Annotated in this window: 17 protein-coding genes; 16 read left to right on the forward strand and 1 reads right to left on the reverse strand. The window is 55.4% G+C overall.

The window, feature by feature from the left end:
- Positions 1–189: 189 nt before the first annotated feature.
- Positions 190–993 carry an N-acetylmuramidase family protein gene (locus WKK33_RS07535; protein WP_337933187.1) on the reverse strand — a complete coding sequence of 268 codons (804 nt, stop codon included), beginning with the start codon at positions 991–993 and terminating at the stop codon, positions 190–192.
- A 556-nt stretch (positions 994–1,549) separates the two neighbouring features.
- Here WKK33_RS07535 and WKK33_RS07540 point away from each other — a divergent pair.
- The 16 genes from WKK33_RS07540 to buk all read left to right on the forward strand — a co-directional run bounded on the left by WKK33_RS07540 (position 1,550) and on the right by buk (position 17,481).
- Positions 1,550–2,836, forward strand: a complete 1,287-nt coding sequence (locus WKK33_RS07540) for an O-acetylhomoserine aminocarboxypropyltransferase/cysteine synthase family protein (RefSeq protein ID WP_287769142.1) — start codon at positions 1,550–1,552, stop codon at positions 2,834–2,836.
- 104 nt (positions 2,837–2,940) lie between these two features.
- Positions 2,941–3,882: a cysteine synthase A gene (gene cysK, locus WKK33_RS07545; protein ID WP_337933189.1), complete on the forward strand. Its 942-nt coding sequence runs from the start codon at positions 2,941–2,943 to the stop codon at positions 3,880–3,882.
- 945 nt (positions 3,883–4,827) lie between these two features.
- On the forward strand, positions 4,828–5,322 hold the full coding sequence (locus WKK33_RS07550) for an RNA polymerase sigma factor (RefSeq protein ID WP_337933191.1): 495 nt from the start codon (positions 4,828–4,830) through the stop codon (positions 5,320–5,322).
- Positions 5,319–6,050: a hypothetical protein gene (locus WKK33_RS07555; protein ID WP_337933193.1), complete on the forward strand. Its 732-nt coding sequence runs from the start codon at positions 5,319–5,321 to the stop codon at positions 6,048–6,050. The genes WKK33_RS07550 and WKK33_RS07555 overlap by 4 nt, the downstream gene beginning before the upstream one ends.
- A gap of 111 nt (positions 6,051–6,161) precedes the next feature.
- Entirely contained in the window at positions 6,162–7,031 is an 870-nt protein-coding gene (locus WKK33_RS07560; protein ID WP_337933194.1) for a hypothetical protein, read from the forward strand.
- 319 nt (positions 7,032–7,350) lie between these two features.
- Positions 7,351–8,232: an electron transfer flavoprotein subunit beta/FixA family protein gene (locus tag WKK33_RS07565; protein ID WP_215759018.1), complete on the forward strand. Its 882-nt coding sequence runs from the start codon at positions 7,351–7,353 to the stop codon at positions 8,230–8,232.
- A 6-nt stretch (positions 8,233–8,238) separates the two neighbouring features.
- Positions 8,239–9,261 (forward strand): electron transfer flavoprotein subunit alpha/FixB family protein, encoded by a 1,023-nt coding sequence (locus WKK33_RS07570; RefSeq protein WP_337933195.1) that lies wholly within the window; start codon positions 8,239–8,241, stop codon positions 9,259–9,261.
- Between the two features lie 63 nt (positions 9,262–9,324).
- Entirely contained in the window at positions 9,325–11,055 is a 1,731-nt protein-coding gene (locus WKK33_RS07575) for an acyl-CoA dehydrogenase family protein (protein WP_287769763.1), read from the forward strand.
- 135 nt (positions 11,056–11,190) lie between these two features.
- Positions 11,191–11,727, forward strand: a complete 537-nt coding sequence (locus WKK33_RS07580; RefSeq protein WP_337933197.1) for an RNA polymerase sigma factor — start codon at positions 11,191–11,193, stop codon at positions 11,725–11,727.
- A gap of 5 nt (positions 11,728–11,732) precedes the next feature.
- The gene (locus tag WKK33_RS07585) at positions 11,733–12,074 is read left to right on the forward strand and encodes a hypothetical protein (RefSeq protein ID WP_337570164.1); all 342 of its coding nucleotides are present in this window, start codon (positions 11,733–11,735) and stop codon (positions 12,072–12,074) included.
- A 22-nt stretch (positions 12,075–12,096) separates the two neighbouring features.
- Positions 12,097–12,564: a hypothetical protein gene (locus WKK33_RS07590; protein WP_337570162.1), complete on the forward strand. Its 468-nt coding sequence runs from the start codon at positions 12,097–12,099 to the stop codon at positions 12,562–12,564.
- 21 nt (positions 12,565–12,585) lie between these two features.
- Entirely contained in the window at positions 12,586–13,467 is an 882-nt protein-coding gene (locus WKK33_RS07595) for a prolyl oligopeptidase family serine peptidase (RefSeq protein ID WP_337933199.1), read from the forward strand.
- A gap of 251 nt (positions 13,468–13,718) precedes the next feature.
- The gene (locus tag WKK33_RS07600) at positions 13,719–14,930 is read left to right on the forward strand and encodes an L-serine ammonia-lyase, iron-sulfur-dependent, subunit alpha (protein WP_337468857.1); all 1,212 of its coding nucleotides are present in this window, start codon (positions 13,719–13,721) and stop codon (positions 14,928–14,930) included.
- Between the two features lie 39 nt (positions 14,931–14,969).
- Complete coding sequence (locus WKK33_RS07605) at positions 14,970–15,410, forward strand: hypothetical protein (protein WP_215759026.1); 441 nt, start codon at positions 14,970–14,972, stop codon at positions 15,408–15,410.
- Between the two features lie 203 nt (positions 15,411–15,613).
- Positions 15,614–16,450 carry a phosphate acyltransferase gene (locus WKK33_RS07610; protein WP_337933201.1) on the forward strand — a complete coding sequence of 279 codons (837 nt, stop codon included), beginning with the start codon at positions 15,614–15,616 and terminating at the stop codon, positions 16,448–16,450.
- Entirely contained in the window at positions 16,429–17,481 is a 1,053-nt protein-coding gene (buk, locus tag WKK33_RS07615; RefSeq protein ID WP_287769772.1) for a butyrate kinase, read from the forward strand. The genes WKK33_RS07610 and buk overlap by 22 nt, the downstream gene beginning before the upstream one ends.
- Positions 17,482–17,495 lie beyond the last annotated feature (14 nt).

The raw sequence follows: 17,495 nt of genomic DNA on the forward strand, positions 1-17,495 counted from the left end.
TTATTTGATGAATTTTAATAACTATGCGATTTTATCGCATCAGTACTAATTGTAGGTTTTTAATGCATAGGTTCTTAGCCTGGACGGTTTGACAAGATAGAACCTTTTAAAATCTTGCCATGTCCTTTGGATGAATAAGCTGGTTTCTTATGTGGATCGTTAGAGTGGGAAGGATGTTCGAGAGTTGCCTTACTTTGCGGCAAAGGTTCGGTAGGCGTTGAGCAACTTCTTGTCATACTGGTTTTCGGCGTAGCCGCTACCATTGTAGAGACGGGCGAAGGTAGCCCAGTTTTTCGCCTGCAATGCGGGAAGCATGCCTGCCGACTTGCGTATGAAGCGGCAGAACACGATGAGCTGGTTGCGCTCGCTCTGGCTCATGAACGCCACAAACTGCGACACGCTCTTGTATCCACAGAGCGCGTAGTGGAAGCCCATGATTTGGAACATGCCCCAGCTTGCCGATGCGTTGGCGGCGTCGACGTTGATCTTGCGGGCTTGCTCCAGGCGCGCATATTCGGCCAATCCGCCCTTGTAGTGTGCCTTGCTCCACCTGGGATAGAGTATGCCCGGGTTGGCGGCTGCGAACCTCTCGGGGTTGATGCGGCGCTGCTTGAGTTGGCTCCAGAACACATGGCCCTCGAAGAGGATGGCGGGCTTGCTTGGCGCGAAGAATCCTCCTCGGCCGCCCGTCTCCACTTTCTGCACCGCCTTGAGCGCAGCCGGCTCACAGTCGATGAGCTTTGCGGCGAGGCAGAAATCCTCGTCGGTAAGGTGCTCGTGCGCGGGCCGCCCGTCGAAGAGCAACACCTCCCATGTGCCGTTGCCCACAACGCCGTCGGCTCCCAGGTTGTGTTTCTTCTGGAAGGCCTTCACGGCATTGAGCGTGCCTGGGCCGAAGTCGCCGTCGGCCTTGATGTTATGTCCTATGCGAGCGAGCTCCGACTGTAAGAATTTTACATCTTCGCCGCACATTCCTTGTTTCAGTAATTTCATGTTCGTTTACTTGGTTTATGGTGGATTGAAGTATGAGGGAGTTCGACAACCGATGGCAGCATGTCGCTCCTCGGTTGCAAAGTAATGGGAAAAATCGTCAACCGAGTAGGATATTTCTTACAAAGAATGGCCAATTTCTTACATTTTTCAGTTTCATTCCTTATTTTTCGACAAATGACAGTATGCTTGTCCACCTATCGAGGCTGAGAAGTGGAAATGGCGGAAACCACGAATGGCAACCGCCTTACTTGTTCCAGCGGATTTCATGGTGTAACGAATTATGATGCAACATGACAAGAAAAAACATCCTCAAAGCGCGCATCCGACATTGGCCCTTATATATATAATAAGGTGAAGGCATAGCTAAGAAGAACCGAAAGGTGCCAAATACCACAATCGTGGTATGCCAAATGCCACATGTTAGCTATTTCAGGAAATGGCGGATGGTTGTACCTTTGCAACCGTGAACAGTTAATATCAATAAATGTATTAGTCGAACCCACCGCCGACCTCCCATTAAGGCCCACGGCGGTTAAAAAAGAGAAAGGGAATAACAATGAGCAACGAAAAGAAACTTCACTTCGAGACACTTCAACTTCACGTAGGTCAGGAACAGGCCGACCCCGCAACCGACGCCCGCGCCGTGCCCATCTACCAAACCACCTCGTATGTGTTTCATAGCGCCCAGCATGCCAGCGACCGTTTCCATCTGAAGGATGCCGGCAACATCTACGGTCGTCTGACCAACACCACACAGGGCGTTTTTGAGGAGCGCGTGGCGAAACTGGAAGGCGGAGTGGGCGGACTGGCCGTTGCCTCAGGTGCCGCAGCCGTTACCTACGCCATCACCAACCTGGCCTATGCCGGCGACCACGTGGTGGCCACGCAGACCATCTATGGCGGCACCTATAACCTGCTGAAGCACACCCTGTCGAAATACGGCATCTCCACCACGTTTGTCGCCCCCGACGATTACGATGCCCTGGAGGCCGCCATCCAACCCAACACCAAGCTGGTGTTCATCGAAACACTGTGCAACCCCAACTCCAACATCTCCGATATTGAGCGCACGGCCGAGATAGCCCACCGCCACGGCATTCCCGTGGTTATCGACAACACCTTCGGCACGCCCTACCTCATCCGTCCGTTGGAGCACGGAGCCGACATTGTGGTGCACTCGGCCACGAAGTTTATAGGTGGCCACGGATCGAGCCTGGGTGGCGTCATTGTCGACGGAGGCAAGTTCGATTACTTCCAAAACGATAAGTTCCCCGGTTTCACCCAGCCCGACGAGTCGTACTACGGCTTGGTCTTCGGCAACATTCCCGCCCCGTTTGTTACCCGCGTGCGCGCCCTTCTTCTGCGCGATGAGGGCGCTTGCATCTCGCCGTTCAACGCCTGGGTGCTGCTGCAGGGCTTGGAGACGCTGAGCCTCCGTGTGGAGCGCCACGTGTTCAACACGCTGAAGGTCATTGAGTATCTGAAGAGCCAGCCACAGGTAAAGAAGATCAACCACCCGTCGCTGCCCGACCACCCCAACCACGATCTCTACGAGCGCTACTTCCCCAACGGCGCCGGATCCATCTTCACCTTTGAGATCGATGGCGACCAACAGAAGGCGTGGGACTTCATCGACCACCTGCAAATCTTCTCCAACTTGGCCAACGTGGCCGATGTGAAGTCGCTGGTGGTGCATCCGAAGAGCACCACCCACTCGGAACTCTCTGAGGAGGAGGCCACGCAGCAGGGCATCTACGACGGAACCATCCGCCTGAGCATCGGAACGGAGCATTACCAAGACCTCATCGACGACCTCGACCAGGCGTTTGAGGCCGTGAAGTAACCTCGCCAGCGCGGCCTTACCCCACCAGCCGCGCCTCCATTGGCAGGGGCGTGAGCCATAGCGCAACATGCCAAGACAAAACGAACAACCCCAAGTTTACGATTATGACACACAAGAACATCACCGACCTCATTGGCCACACGCCACTGGTCGAACTCAGCAAGTTTTCCGCTCTTCAGGGCCTCGACACGCCCATCATAGCGAAGGTGGAGTTTTTTAACCCTGGCGGCAGCGTGAAAGACCGCGTGGGCCTGGCCATGATAGAAGATGCCGAGCGGAAGGGAACCCTCAAGCCGGGCGCCACCATCATCGAGCCCACCAGCGGCAACATGGGCGTGGGCCTGGCGTTGGCCTCCGCCGTGAAGGGCTACAAGCTCATCCTCACCATGCCCGAGACGATGAGCGTGGAACGTCGCAACCTTGTGAAAGCTTATGGGGCGCATGTGAAACTGACACCTGGAAAGGACGGCATGCCCGGAGCCATCAAGGCCGCCGAGGCGTTGCGCCAAAGCATTCCCGGGGCGGTGATCCTCGAACAGTTTGAGAACCCGGCCAACCCACGCAAGCATTACGAGACCACGGGTGTGGAGATATGGAACGACACCGACGGCAAGATCGACATCTTCGTGGCGGGCGTGGGAACCGGCGGCACCATCTCGGGTATCGGCAAGTACCTGAAGGAGCAAAAACCCAACGTGAAGGTGGTGGCCGTGGAGCCCGCCTCATCGCCCGTGCTCAATGGCGGCCCATCGGGCGCACATAAGATCCAGGGCATTGGCGCCGGCTTTGTGCCCAAGACCTACGACGCCAGCGTGGTCGACGAGGTGCTCGACATCGCGGGCGACGACGCCATCCGCGCCGGTCGCCAGTTGGCCCAGAACGATGGGATGTTGGTGGGCATCTCATCGGGTGCAGCCGCCTTCGCCGCAGCCCAGTTGGCCAAGCGCCCCGAAAACAAGGGCAAGACCATCGTGGCCCTGCTGCCCGACACCGGCGAGCGCTACCTCTCGACCGTGCTCTACGCCTTCGACGAGTATCCGCTATAATGGCGCAGGGCGCACGATCGCAAGCTAACTTCATAGCCATATCACTATTGTTTTGGATAAGCGAGGATTGCCTTCATGAGGCAGTTCTCGCTTATTTGTTGGGGCAAACCATGTAAAACAAGGCGTTTGGGTGAGCCAAAACGTGTAAAATAAGGCGTTTGCGAATTGTTATTTTGGCGTCTTTCCTCCGTAAGGGAGGGAGCGTTGCTGATGGGCCGTTCAGCGCCCATGCCTGATAATGGGAATGCAAATTATGGCAACAAACTATACTGAAATCTACATAGCTGGCAACGACGACGGAAGGATTTGGCTGAAATACGCGATTCTCAGCACTATTACACAACCTGCTGATAACCAAAGCGTTATATAAAGAACAAAGATTTTTACCTTCCACAATTAACATTTTGCGCTGCGAAACATGCCTAACCGAGAGACGATAGATGGTCTTTCGTGGCTCGAAACATGGCCTTTCGAGGTGCGGTTAGGTAGGTATCGCAAAACGAAAGATGCCTAACGGTGGGCGCGCAACGCAAAATGGGGACGGCGAGCGCGGAAAAACGACGATTTCGCTGGCTGGTTCAACCCAAAACGCCGCACAACTTTTACACCAAAATATCGAACAGAACATCACCCTCGCCCTACTATGCCTACAAACTTAGGCATACTTATGTTTAACCCAAATCGGCCATTAGATTTCAATTCTTGTTAGTGTTTGTTTCGAGCAGGTTGCGACATTCTCGTTGAAGCCATAGCGGGCTATGGCGAAACGCGAATGGAAGCAAGATGCCGAAAGAAACGCTGACAAGAGTTGGAAAGAAGCCATAAAATCATAATAACTCACCTATTTCGGTCTAACGACCGATTTGGGCTTAATACTTAAAAAACGTTAACGTCGTTGATAAAGGCCACATGTTTGCGTTTATAGAATAGGAACCAAAGAAAACAATGACTGAACAAGAGTTTGTCGACATAGTGCCACAACTGAGAGCGCTGGCCTTGCAGAAAGCCCTTAGCTACCCATCGGCATCCGATTGGGCAGACGATGTGGCGCAAGACTCGCTCATCAAGATGTGCGCCCTCAGGGAAAGCGTCAGTTCGCGGCAACACGCCTTAGGGCTGGTGGCCACCATGGCGCGGCACCTTACCATCGACCGACTCAGAAAGGAGCACACCGTAGGGCTCGAACAGGCGCGAAACATCGCCGCCACCGAGCGGGCCTCGGAACGGGTGGAAGAAGAAAGCTACGGCAAATGGCTCGACAAGGCTCTCAAAAAACTGCCGCCCACCGAATACCAGGTGCTACACCTCAGGCAGGTGGAGAAACTTAGCGCCGAAGAGATTGCCGCCATCGTGGGCATATCGCCACGATCAGTGGGAACGCTACTCTCAAGGGCAAGAAAACGACTGTTGGAACAAATAAAAAAAGGCAAGTGCTTATGACAAACGACAATATCAGGAATCTGCTCGAACGCTTCATGGAGGGCGAGACCTCGCTTGAGGAGGAACAGCGCATCGCAAGATGGTTTAACGACCATCCGCAGGTGGACGCCGACTTGGAGAACTACCGTCTGATGTTCGCCTATTTCGACGAGGGCATGCCACGAAAGACGGCTAACAAGAACCGCCATGCCAAGTGGTACGTGGCCCTGGCGGCCGCCGCCTCGCTGGCGCTCATCATAGGCATGGTGTGGCCCAGCGCCGAACCAGGCAACCCGTGGTTGGCCGACAACCAGCAACCCACCATCGTCGACACCCTGGCCACGCCCGCCAACACCAAGGCAAAGCCCACGGCCAAGCGCAAGAAGGCCGACACGCTGCGTATCAAGGAGGAAACGGAGAAGAACGTGAAGCGTTATCGCCGCTATTACTTCTCGCCCGCACCACCCAAGGTGCTGCTGGCCGAGGCCAAGCCAAGCGATCTGGCGTCGCCCATCAGCTGGCCAAAGGTGCAACCGGCGCAGGTGCACATAGCCAAAGAAACACCAACGACGGTCGACATCGGCCTTGAGTCGCTGAGCGACATCGACGACCATCTGGTGGCAGAAGCGCTGAAACAGTTGAAGCGCTCGCAAGAGGAGCTCTTCGAAGAGGCTCTCGACTCGCTCAACACGCAGATGCAACTGGCGGGACTCACCGAGAGCGATGAGGAAACCGAAGAGATATACTAACGCACCAAAGAATGGTTGGACGGAAGAAAAAAAAATCATCGCATCACATATAAAAACATCCAAGGCGCAATGCCGAAAGGCGGCGCCCAAACTCTAAAACACTCTTATCTCATGAACAAGAACATACTGAAAAAGCTGGCACTAAGCTGCTGCTTGGCCTTGGCCTCCACACTGGTCATGGCACAGAAATCGGTCGACCAGATGTCGGAAGCGTTCAACAACTTCACCACGAAACTGCTGAAAAACAAGCAGGTGACACTCGTCGTGAACGACCAGTACGAAGGTGGCTACATCCACAAATACCAGTTTGATGCACCCATCAGCGTCCTGCAGAAGTTCGACGACACCATGCTCGAATGCAGCAGCGCCTCGTTTCAGTCGTTCGTAAAAACTGCCGGCACCGAGTCGGGCTCTAAAAAGGAAATTAGGTTGGCCTACGACGTGGGCAACAAGAGCACATACGTCTTCCCCGTGGAGATCGACAACAACTACAACATGCAACTCATGCGCGACCCCAAGGACGAGAGCATGCGCTACGCCTACATGCTCACATGGGCCAAGAGGGGCGACCGGGCCGTCGGACACGTGGTGGAGATCTACGGAAAAGACCCACAAGCTCCATCGACCAACAAAAAGGACACGGAACTGAACGAAAAGCCCAAGACCGCCCTGGAGTTCATGCAGGCGTTTGGAACCTTGCGCTCCATCTACCTCAAGCAAAACGACGAGCTCCGCAGAGATCTCGAATGGAACGGAAAAACGTGGGGACGCAAGCAGAGCGACAAGCTGCCGCTGGTGACGGCCGTGGCCAACAAGATATCGAGCCTCTGCGCCAATTACATCCACCTGCTGTCGAACCCCGAAAAGCAACTGGTGCAACGTACGCTCAGGGACATGCAATCTTCAGCCAACGACAAGTATGTGGGAAACATCTTCGCCACAGCCGCAGACAACATGAGCTTCAAACGCAAAAAACCCTAAGCATGATTATACTAAAATAAGGAAACATTTGTAATTTGGTTCGGGAGGGGCACAACTGTCGCGAGGACAGCCACGTCCCTCCTTTTATTATTTATAGGTGGGGGCTATCCATGAGAACACAGCCACCATCAACAACCCGCTTTTACCCCAAACGCAAGTGCAAACGCTTGCACGCACAAAGCATGGGAACACAATACTGCACAAACACTTTGTTTTGTGCAGAGACTTGCGGTTTTAGTGCCATTTGTTTGGCGGAAGAGTAAAATATTTGTATATTTGCGCCCGTATTTCGGAAATATCACAATTATATATCATTTATATGAAATTGAAAATTGTTGTGCTTGCCAAGCAAGTACCCGACACAAGAAATGTGGGTAAGGATGCCATGACAGCCGAAGGCACAGTCAACCGCGCCGCACTGCCTGCTATCTTCAATCCCGAAGACTTGAACGCCTTGGAGCAAGCGCTCCGCATTAAAGACCTGAACCCTGGAACTACTGTAACCATGCTCACCATGGGTCCTCCAAGAGCCGGTGAAATCATCCGCCAAGGACTCTACAGAGGCGCCGACGACGGATTCCTTCTCACCGACCGCAAGAGCGCCGGTGCCGACACCCTCGCCACATCGTATTTCCTCTCGCAGGCCATTGCCAAGATCGACCGCGAACTGGGACATGTGGACCTCGTGATTGGCGGACGACAGGCCATCGATGGCGACACCGCACAGGTGGGACCGCAGGTGGCACAGAAGCTCGGACTCAACCAGGTGACCTACGCTGAGGAGGTCATCAAGGTGGAAGACGGCAAGGCTACCATCCGTCGCCACATCGACGGCGGCGTAGAGACGGTTGTCGCTCCCCTGCCGGTGCTCATCACCGTGAACGGAACGGCTGCACCCGCACGCCCCTGCAACGCCAAGCGCGTCATGAAATACAAGTACGCCACATGCCCCATGGAGCGCAAGGGAGACGAGCCTTGGACCGACCTCTACGCTTCGCGCCCCTACCTCACGCTGGGCCAGTGGAGCATCGCCGACTGCGGAGCCGACTACGAGCAGTGTGGTTTGGCAGGTTCACCCACAAAGGTGAAGGCCGTGCAAAACATCGTGTTCCAGGCCAAAGAGAGCAAGACGCTCACCAGCAGCGACGCTGACGTGGAGAGCCTCATCAAGGAATTGTTGGACGAAAAGATTATTGGCTAAGCAGATATGAACAACGTTTTTGTATATTGCGAGATTGAAGGCACTACCGTTGCCGAAGTATCTCAGGAATTGCTCACCAAGGGCCGCAAGCTGGCCAACCAGTTGGGCGTAGACCTCAACGCCGTGGTGGCAGGAACAGAAATCAAGAACAAAGTGGAAGACCAGATCCTTCCCTATGGTGTCGACAAGCTCTTTGTGTTCGACGCCGAGGGGCTCTTCCCCTACACATCGGCTCCCCACACCGACATTCTCGTCAACCTCTTCAAGGAGGAGAACCCGCAGATCGCCCTGCTTGGCGCTACCGTCATCGGCCGCGACCTCGGACCTCGCGTGTCGTCGTCGCTGACCAGCGGTCTGACTGCCGACTGCACCCAGCTCGAGATTGGCGACTTCGACGACAAGAAGAGCGGCAAGCACTACGACAACCTGCTCTACCAAATCCGCCCCGCATTCGGCGGAAACATCGTGGCAACCATCGTCAACCCTGACCACCGCCCACAAATGGCCACCGTTCGTAGCGGCGTCATGCAGAAATCCCTCTACGAGGGCAACGCAAAGGGCGAGGTGGTTTATCCCGATGTGGCCAAATACGTGCCCGAGACCGACTTTGTAGTGAAGGTTATCGACCGCCAGGTGGAGGCCGCCAAGAACAACCTGAAGGCCGCCCCCATCGTTGTGGCTGGTGGATATGGCGTAGGAAGCAAGGAAAACTTCGACATGCTCTTCCAGCTTGCCAAGGAGCTCCACGGTGAGGTGGGCGCAAGCCGCGCCGCAGTCGACGCCGGATGGGTCGACCACGACCGCCAGGTGGGACAGACGGGTGTCACCGTTCATCCCAAGGTTTACATCGCTTGCGGTATCTCTGGACAGATCCAGCACATCGCTGGTATGCAAGACGCCGGCATCATCATCTCAATCAACAACGACCCCGAGGCTCCCATCAACAAGATTGCCGACTACGTGATCGTGGGCAATGTGGAAGATGTCGTACCGAAGATGATTAAGTACTACAAACAGAATTCTAAATAAAAGACACAGCCTAACTGCCCTGTCACACCCCAAGGGGCGGTGGGCGTCACAAAGCATACAACTATGGCAAACTATTATAGTGATCATCCTGAGATTGAATTCCATCTCAATCATCCGCTGATGCAGCGCATCGTTGAGTTGAAGGAGAGAGAGTATGTCGACAAGGACCAGTTCGACGACGCTCCCGTCAACTACGACGACGCCATTGAGAACTACAAGCGTCTGCTCGACATCACGGGCGACGTGGCCGCCAACATTCTCGAGCCCAACTCGGAGAGCGTCGACCTCGAGGGTCCGCACCTCGAAGACGGCCGCATGATTTACGCCAGCAAGACCTACGAGAACCTCGACGCCACACGCAAGGCCGGCCTTTGGGGCATTTCCATGCCGCGCCGCTTCGGAGGCCTCAACGTTCCCAACACGGTGTTCTCCATGCTTTCGGAGGTCATCGCGGCAGCCGACGCTGGTTTCCAAAACGTGTGGTCGCTGCAGAGCTGCATCGATACGCTCTACGAGTTTGGATCCAAGGAGCAGCAGGAGAAGTACATTCCCCGCATCTCTGAGGGCGAGACCATGTCAATGGACCTCACCGAGCCCGACGCTGGTTCCGACCTGCAGCGCGTCATGCTGAAGGCTACCCAAGACGCCGATGGCACCTGGCGACTCAACGGTGTGAAGCGCTTCATCACCAACGGCGACTCTGACCTGCACCTCGTGCTGGCTCGTTCCGAGGAAGACACACACGACGGACGTGGCCTGTCAATGTTTATCTACGACAAGCGCGACGGTGGAGTTACCGTGCGCCACATCGAGCACAAGCTCGGTATCCACGGTTCGCCCACCTGCGAGCTGGTGTTCAAGAACGCCAAGTGTGAGCTCTGCGGCGAGCGTCGCTTAGGCCTCATCAAGTATGTGATGAGCCTGATGAACGGCGCACGCCTGGGAATCGCCGCACAGTCGGTGGGTGTGGAACAGGAAGCCTACAACGAGGGTCTGGCCTACGCCAAGGAGCGCGAGCAGTTTGGCAAGAAGATCATTACCTTCCCCGCCGTTTACGACATGCTCTCTCGCATGAAGGCCAAGCTCGACGCCGGTCGTTCGCTGCTCTACATGACCGCCCGCTACGTGGACATCTATAAGGCTCTCGAGGACATTTCGCGCGAGCGCAAGCTCACTCCCGAGGAGCGCAAGGAGATGAAGCAGTACAGCCGCTTGGCCGACGCCTTCACTCCGCTGGCCAAGGGCATGAACTCAGAGTATGCCAACCAGAACGCCTACGACGCCATTTCCATCCATGGCGGTTCGGGCTTCATCATGGAGTATAAGTGCCAGCGCCTGTATCGCGACGCCCGTATCTTCTCTATCTACGAGGGAACAACACAGTTGCAGGTGGTGGCTGCCGTGCGTTACATCACCAATGGAACCTATCTCAACATCATCAAGGAGATGCTGCTCAACGACGTTGCCGACGAGCTGCGCCCATTGAAGGAGCGTGTGGCCAAGATGGTTGACCTCTACGCCGAGGCTGTGGAGAAGGTGAAAGCCAGCGACAACCAGGCCGAGCACGATTTCTTGGCTCGCCGCCTTTACAACATGACAGGCGACATCATCATGTCGTTGCTCATCCTTACCGACGCCACCAAGGCTCCCGAGCTCTTCGCCAAGAGCGCTCAGGTGTATGTGCGCGCCGCTGAGGAGGAAGTCGTGGGCCACGCTGCATACGTCATGGCTTTCAACGACGACGACCTGAAGAACTTCGTTGCTGAGGAAACCAACGACGAGGCTGAGGCATAATATCCCATTAGCATAACCCAACAAAGAGAGCGTCAAGGGCAACTTGGCGCTCTCTTTTTGTTTGCTCGGGCAAAAAATCACAAAAAACAACTTACCTGTTTTTATCTTTTCCACTTCTCAGGGTCTAAGAAGTATATGACAACAACAGAACAAAGCCTCATCAACACACTGAGAATATGCCCCGAAGCCGGTTTCAGGATGCTCATGGACCAATACCAAGAGCCCATCTATTGGCACATCCGCAGGTTGGTGGTGTTGCACGACGACGCCCAGGACGCTACTCAAGAAACGTTTGTGAGAATCTTCCGTTCGATGGGGACGTATCAGGGTAACGGCTCGTTCAGAAGTTGGATTTACCGCATCGCCACCAATGAGGCCCTGCGCTGCCTCAGCAAACGGCAAGAAGAAACCGTTTCGTTAGAGTCGGAAACGACTGGCGTTACGCTCATTGCCGACAACAGCCTGGAAGAGGCCGATAAACTGGCGGCCAAGCTACAGAGAGCCATACTCACCCTGTCACCCAAGCAACAGTTGGCCTTCAACCTCCGGTACTACGACGAACTCTGTTTCAGCGAGATTGCACGCGTGGCCGATAGCACACCAACAAGCATCCGACAAAGCTACCACGTAGCCAAAGAGAAAATCATTAAATACATGAATCAAAACGATTAAAGAATATGGATCAAGGTTTCAACTTCAAGCAAGTGGGCAAACGCATGCCCTACTCCGCCCCCGACGGTCTATTTCGCGAGATGGAGATGAACGTCATGAACATGGTGAAAGACGAGCGCATGGACCTGCCACAAAAGCCCATCCGCAAAAAAGCCACACGACTGTGGATAACGGCCGTGGCTGTAGCAGCATCGGTGGCCGCCCTATGGATAGTAAACCTAAACCTCAGCACCACCCAATCCACCAACGGCATAGAGGCCGTCGACCAAGCCTTCGCCAACCTCTCGCAAGGCGACCAAGACTATCTCTTGGACGTGTACCAGGCCGATGTATTCATCAACAACTAAATAATAAACAAACCACATTATTATGAAGACAATTCTGACAACGCTGATCATGGCCTTGGTCATGACCGCATTCACCACAAGCGCCGCCGCACAGAAGGACAGCAAGAGTCAGCGCCTCTCACGCGAACAGTTGGCGGAAGTTCAGGCCAAGCACATCGCACACTCTCTGGCGTTCGACGAGAAGACCACAGCGCGGTTCATCGACACCTATACACAGTACCAAAAAGAGATATGGGCCTTAGGTCCGCGCTTGCGCAGCACCCCCAACAACACAGAGGAGCAAAACGAACAGGCCATCAAGCAGCGCTTTGAGATGAGCCATAAGATACTCAACATCCGTGAGAAGTACTACAAAACCTACTCTCAGTTTCTCTCACAGGCACAAATACAGCGCGTCTACAAGTTGGAGCGCCAGATGTCGAAGCGCCTTGAGAAGAACCGTCAAAATGGCAAACGCAAGGGCTCTCGCCGTCCCGGATCTATGCAATAGGATAACCAAACAACCAATGGAATGAAACAATTCTTATGGATTATTATGGTGTGGACCAGCATGCTGGCCCACGCCTTCAACGCATCGAAAGAACAAATCACTACGTTGGGCATCACAATGGGTTATCGCAAATGCGTCATCACTAACGAGAACAGTACAGAGGCGCCCATTCTGGTGGTCTACCTACACGGCGGATCGAGCAAAGGCAACGATAACGAGAAGCAACTATTGGAACCCGGCACCGATTCGATAGCGCGCTATTTGGAAACCCATGGCATAAACGCCATCTTTCTCATACCACAGTGCCCAACCGACAAGTCGTGGGGTGGCCCCATGAACACCATGCTCAAGGCCATGATTGACCGATACGCCTCGAAAGGCGTAGCCGACGCCAACCGCATCTATATCTTCGGAGGGTCGATGGGAGGCACTGGCACTTGGGGCATGCTCTCCGCCTACCCCAACTTCTTCGCCGCCGCCATGCCTGTGGCTGCCAACCCGTCGAAAACAGTGGTGGAGAACGTTGCCACCACACCGGCCTACACCGTCATGGGAACGGCAGACGCCATCATGAAGGTGGAAACTGCCGCTTCTTTTGTGGAGGAGTTAAAGGCTTTGGACGATGATGTTAGGATGGATGTGGAAAAAGGTTGGACTCACGAAACAACCTGCATACAGAGTTACACCACCACCCGTCTCGAATGGGTATTTAGCCACCGGCGCGGCACCCCGTCGGCCATCTCGCGGCCCACAAGCGTCAGCCAAGTGGTGTCCTCCCAGTTCTTCTCTATCGACGGCAAGCGTCTCAGCAACCCCATCGCCAGCAAACTCATTATCCGAAGGGATATATTGGCCAACGGCACCACAAAAGTCACCAAGACCGTGGCGCCAACCTCATATTAGCTTAGTTCATACTCTTTAGTATATCAGACCTGCTATGGCTCATACTCCGGCATAACAGGTTGCCCGTGACAACGGATTTGTCGCCCTTGCCATTCCCTCTAAACATCCGTGCAAGAGCAACGCCGTTGTCACCTTTTTGTAAGACCGCATCCTTGCCACAATCCCCGATACAATCCTAATAAAAGCATAACGCGAAAAGAAAAGGGCGAAATCATTTCTTTCTCCGTGCGAATTGCATTATCTTTGCAAACATGAAATCACTACGCGAACTTTACAAAATAGGCAAGGGTCCTTCCTCGAGCCATACCATGGGTCCCCAGAAAGCCGCCCAAATCTTTGCTGCCCAAAACAAGGGAGCCGTGTCATTCAGTGTAACGCTCTATGGCAGTTTGGCCGCCACCGGCAAGGGCCACATGACAGATGTGGCCATTGAGGAGGTGCTGCAACCCATAGCCCCCACCACCATTGTGTGGGAGCCCAATCGGTTTCTTTCGTTCCACCCCAACGCCATGACTTTCAACGCCGTTCACGCTAACGGTCGGCCCAACACCTCGTGGACCGTTTACAGCGTAGGTGGCGGTGCCCTCTCCGAAGGCGACCATCCCACGGGTGTGCTGCCTCCATCGCCCGACATCTACCCGCTGACCAAGCTCAGCGATATCAAGAAGTGGTGCTACGACAACGGCCGCGCCTACTGGGAGTATGTTGCCGAGCATGAGGACGAAGGCATTTGGGACTACCTGCAGGAGATTTGGGAAGCCATGAAGCGCAGCGTGGAGCGCGGCATAGAGCGTGAGGGGCGCCTGCCTGGCCCACTCAACCTGCAGCGTAAGGCCTTCACCTATTATGTCAAGGCCAAGGGCTACCGCAAGAACCTGCAAACTCGCGGCTTGGTTTACGCCTATGCCTTGGCTGTGAGCGAGGAGAATGCCTCAGGCGGCACCATCGTCACAGCGCCCACATGTGGCTCATGCGGCATCATGCCCGCCGTGCTCTATCACCTCGCCAAGGGCCATGAATTCTCCGACAACAAGATATTGCACGCCCTCGCCACAGGAGGTCTCGTGGGCAACATTGTGAAACAAAACGCCAGCATCTCAGGCGCCGACGTGGGTTGCCAGGGCGAGGTAGGCGTAGCGTGCGCCATGGCTTCTGCCGCCGCCTGCCAAATCTTCGGAGGCAGTCCGGCACAGATCGAGTATGCCGCAGAGATGGGCCTTGAGCATCATCTCGGCATGACATGCGACCCGGTGTGTGGCCTGGTGCAGATTCCCTGCATTGAGCGCAACGCCTTCGCTGCCACCCGCGCACTCGACTCGAACCTCTACGCCGCCTTCAGCGACGGCAAGCACCGCGTGAGCTTCGACCGCGTGGTGCAGGTAATGAACCAGACTGGCCACGACCTGCCCTCGCTCTATAAGGAGACTGCCGAGGGAGGACTGGCCGCTCAGTCGCTGGAATAATCCCCATCGGACCCAAACTCCCATTTTTACCATCATCCCATGCGCAAATTAGCTTTTATACCGCTGCTGCTCATCGCCGCACAAGCCGTCACGGTGTCGTGCCGCATGGCTCCCAGCCAAGACGATGGCGACACTGTGGCCGCCAAGGAGTTTTACCCTCCCGACACCGCCGCCTTGCGCAAGGCAGCGGCCAACGACTCCACCGTGACTAAGGCCGTAACCGACAGCGCCGACATCTTTGTCATCGGTCCGGCCTCCACCAAGCATGAGGTGCAACTGCTCAGTTACCCCTCACGCCGCGACTCCACGCTCTACTACAAGAGCCGACGCATCAAGGTGCGGGGCAATGCCGATGTGGGCCACGTGGTGCGTGCCGTGTTCTTCACAACCGAAAAGGGCGACACCATTGTTACTCGCATCACCGAACTGAAACAAGAGGCTGCCAACGTGAGCCATGCGCCACAAGGGCATGCCCACTGACACATACCGCAACACTGAAAGGTAAAAACCGTCTTCCTTACCTCCCCGACTTATCAAGTCGAGAAAGCAAAATGGCACCAAGGCCATGAACACAGGTAAGCGGAAGTCGGTTTTTACCTTTTATTAGTATATTTTTTCAGAAATCTTGCGCCCACTTGTTGGATTTTTCGCTATCTTTGAGACCGTTATGAACTAAAAATCCTATGCCTATAAAATCTTTTGATGAGCTAATCGCTCACTTGAAAACACACCATCTGAAAAAACGAGTGGCCGCTGTTTGTCCCAACGACGAGTCGTCGCACCAAGCCATTGCCAACGCTGAGCGCAACGGCATCATCACACCCTTGGTATTCCAGTCGGACGATCCCGCAGAGGCAGCCCGCCAGGCCGTGGAGGCCGTACGGCGTGGCGAGGCCGATGTCATCATGAAAGGCTTCGTCAACACCGACGTGTTGCTGCGCGCCATCCTCAACAAGGAGACTGGCATTCTGCGCAAGGGCCAGGTCATGACCCACATTACCCTTGCCCAATTGGCCGATTACCACAAACTGCTGTTCTTCACCGACGCCGCCGTCATTCCTTACCCCACACAAGAACAGCGTGTGGCGCAAATACAATACGTCACCCATTATTGCCAGCAATTGGGCATTGAGCGCCCGCGCATCTCGCTCATCCACTGCTCGGAGAAGGTCGACGCCAAGAACTTCCCGTTCACGGTGGGCTACGGTGAGATCAAGGAGATGGCTGCCCAAGGCGCCTTTGGCCCCTGCATCGTCGACGGGCCGCTCGACCTCAAGACCTCCTGCTCGAAGGAGAGCATGGCGGTGAAGCATATCGACTCGCCCATCGCGGGCGACGCCGACGCCCTTATCTTCCCCGACATCGAAGCCGGAAACCTTTTCTATAAGACTATAACCCTCTTCTGCCAGGCGCGCACGGCTGGCGTGCTACAAGGCCCCGACGTGCCCGTAGTGCTGCCCTCACGCGGCGATTCGGCAGATTCCAAATACCTGAGCCTATGCCTCGCGTGCTTGTTGTAAACCCTGGGTCGACCTCAACGAAGATTGCCGTCTTCGACGACCTGCAGCCCTTGTTTGTCACCGACATCGTGCACGACTTGAATGAGTTGCACCAGTTTCCCACCATCATGGACCAATTCGATTTCCGTCGCCAACTGGTTATCAAAGAATTGGAGCAACGCAATGTGCCCCTACAGTTCGACGCTGTGGTTGGCCGCGGTGGATTGGCCCGTCCGGTGAAGAGCGGTTCCTATCCCGTTACGCCCACCATGATCGCTGAGGAGCGCGCCTGCGAGCATCAGCACGCCTGCGATTTGGGTTGCATCATCGCCTATACCATTGCCCAGGAGATACCAGGCTGCCAGGCGTTTATCGCCGATCCTGGCACCACCGATGAGTTGGCGCCCGAGGCTCGCATCAGTGGCTCACCGCTGTTGCCGCGCATCTGCATCTGGCATGCGCTCAACCAGAAGGCCATTGCTCGTCGTTACGCCCGCGAACACGACACACACTATGAGAACCTTCGCCTCATCATGTGCCACCTGGGTGGCGGCATCTCCATCGCCGCCCACGACCACGGGCAGGCCATCGACGCCAACAACGCGCTCGACGGCGAGGGGCCTTTCTCGCCCGAACGTGCGGGTTCGCTTCCTGTTGCGGCGCTCATCCGCCTCTGCTTCAGTGGCACGCTCACCGAGGACGAGCTGCTGAAACGAGTGGCCGGACATGGCGGACTGATTGCGCACTTAGGTTCTAACAACATGAAGGAGATAGTGAAGCGCATTGAGGAGGGCGACGACCATGCCCGCCTCGTGGTCGACGCCATGATCTGGCATGTGGCCAAGACCATCGTGTCGGAAGCCGCTGTGCTCTGCGGCCCACCCGACGCCATCATCCTCACGGGTGGCATGGCCCATTCCGACTACATCGTAGACCGCCTCAAACGCCGCATCGCGTGGTTGGCCCCAGTGGCTGTTTACCCCGGCCAAGACGAAATGCGCGCCTTGGCCGAGAACGCCTTGGCGGCCCTCGAAGGCAAAAGAGCCGAATAAACCCCCAATCGGCC

Origin of the sequence: Hallella sp., assembly GCF_037460745.1 — a bacterium.
Classification (GTDB): Bacteria; Bacteroidota; Bacteroidia; order Bacteroidales; family Bacteroidaceae; genus Prevotella; species Prevotella faecis.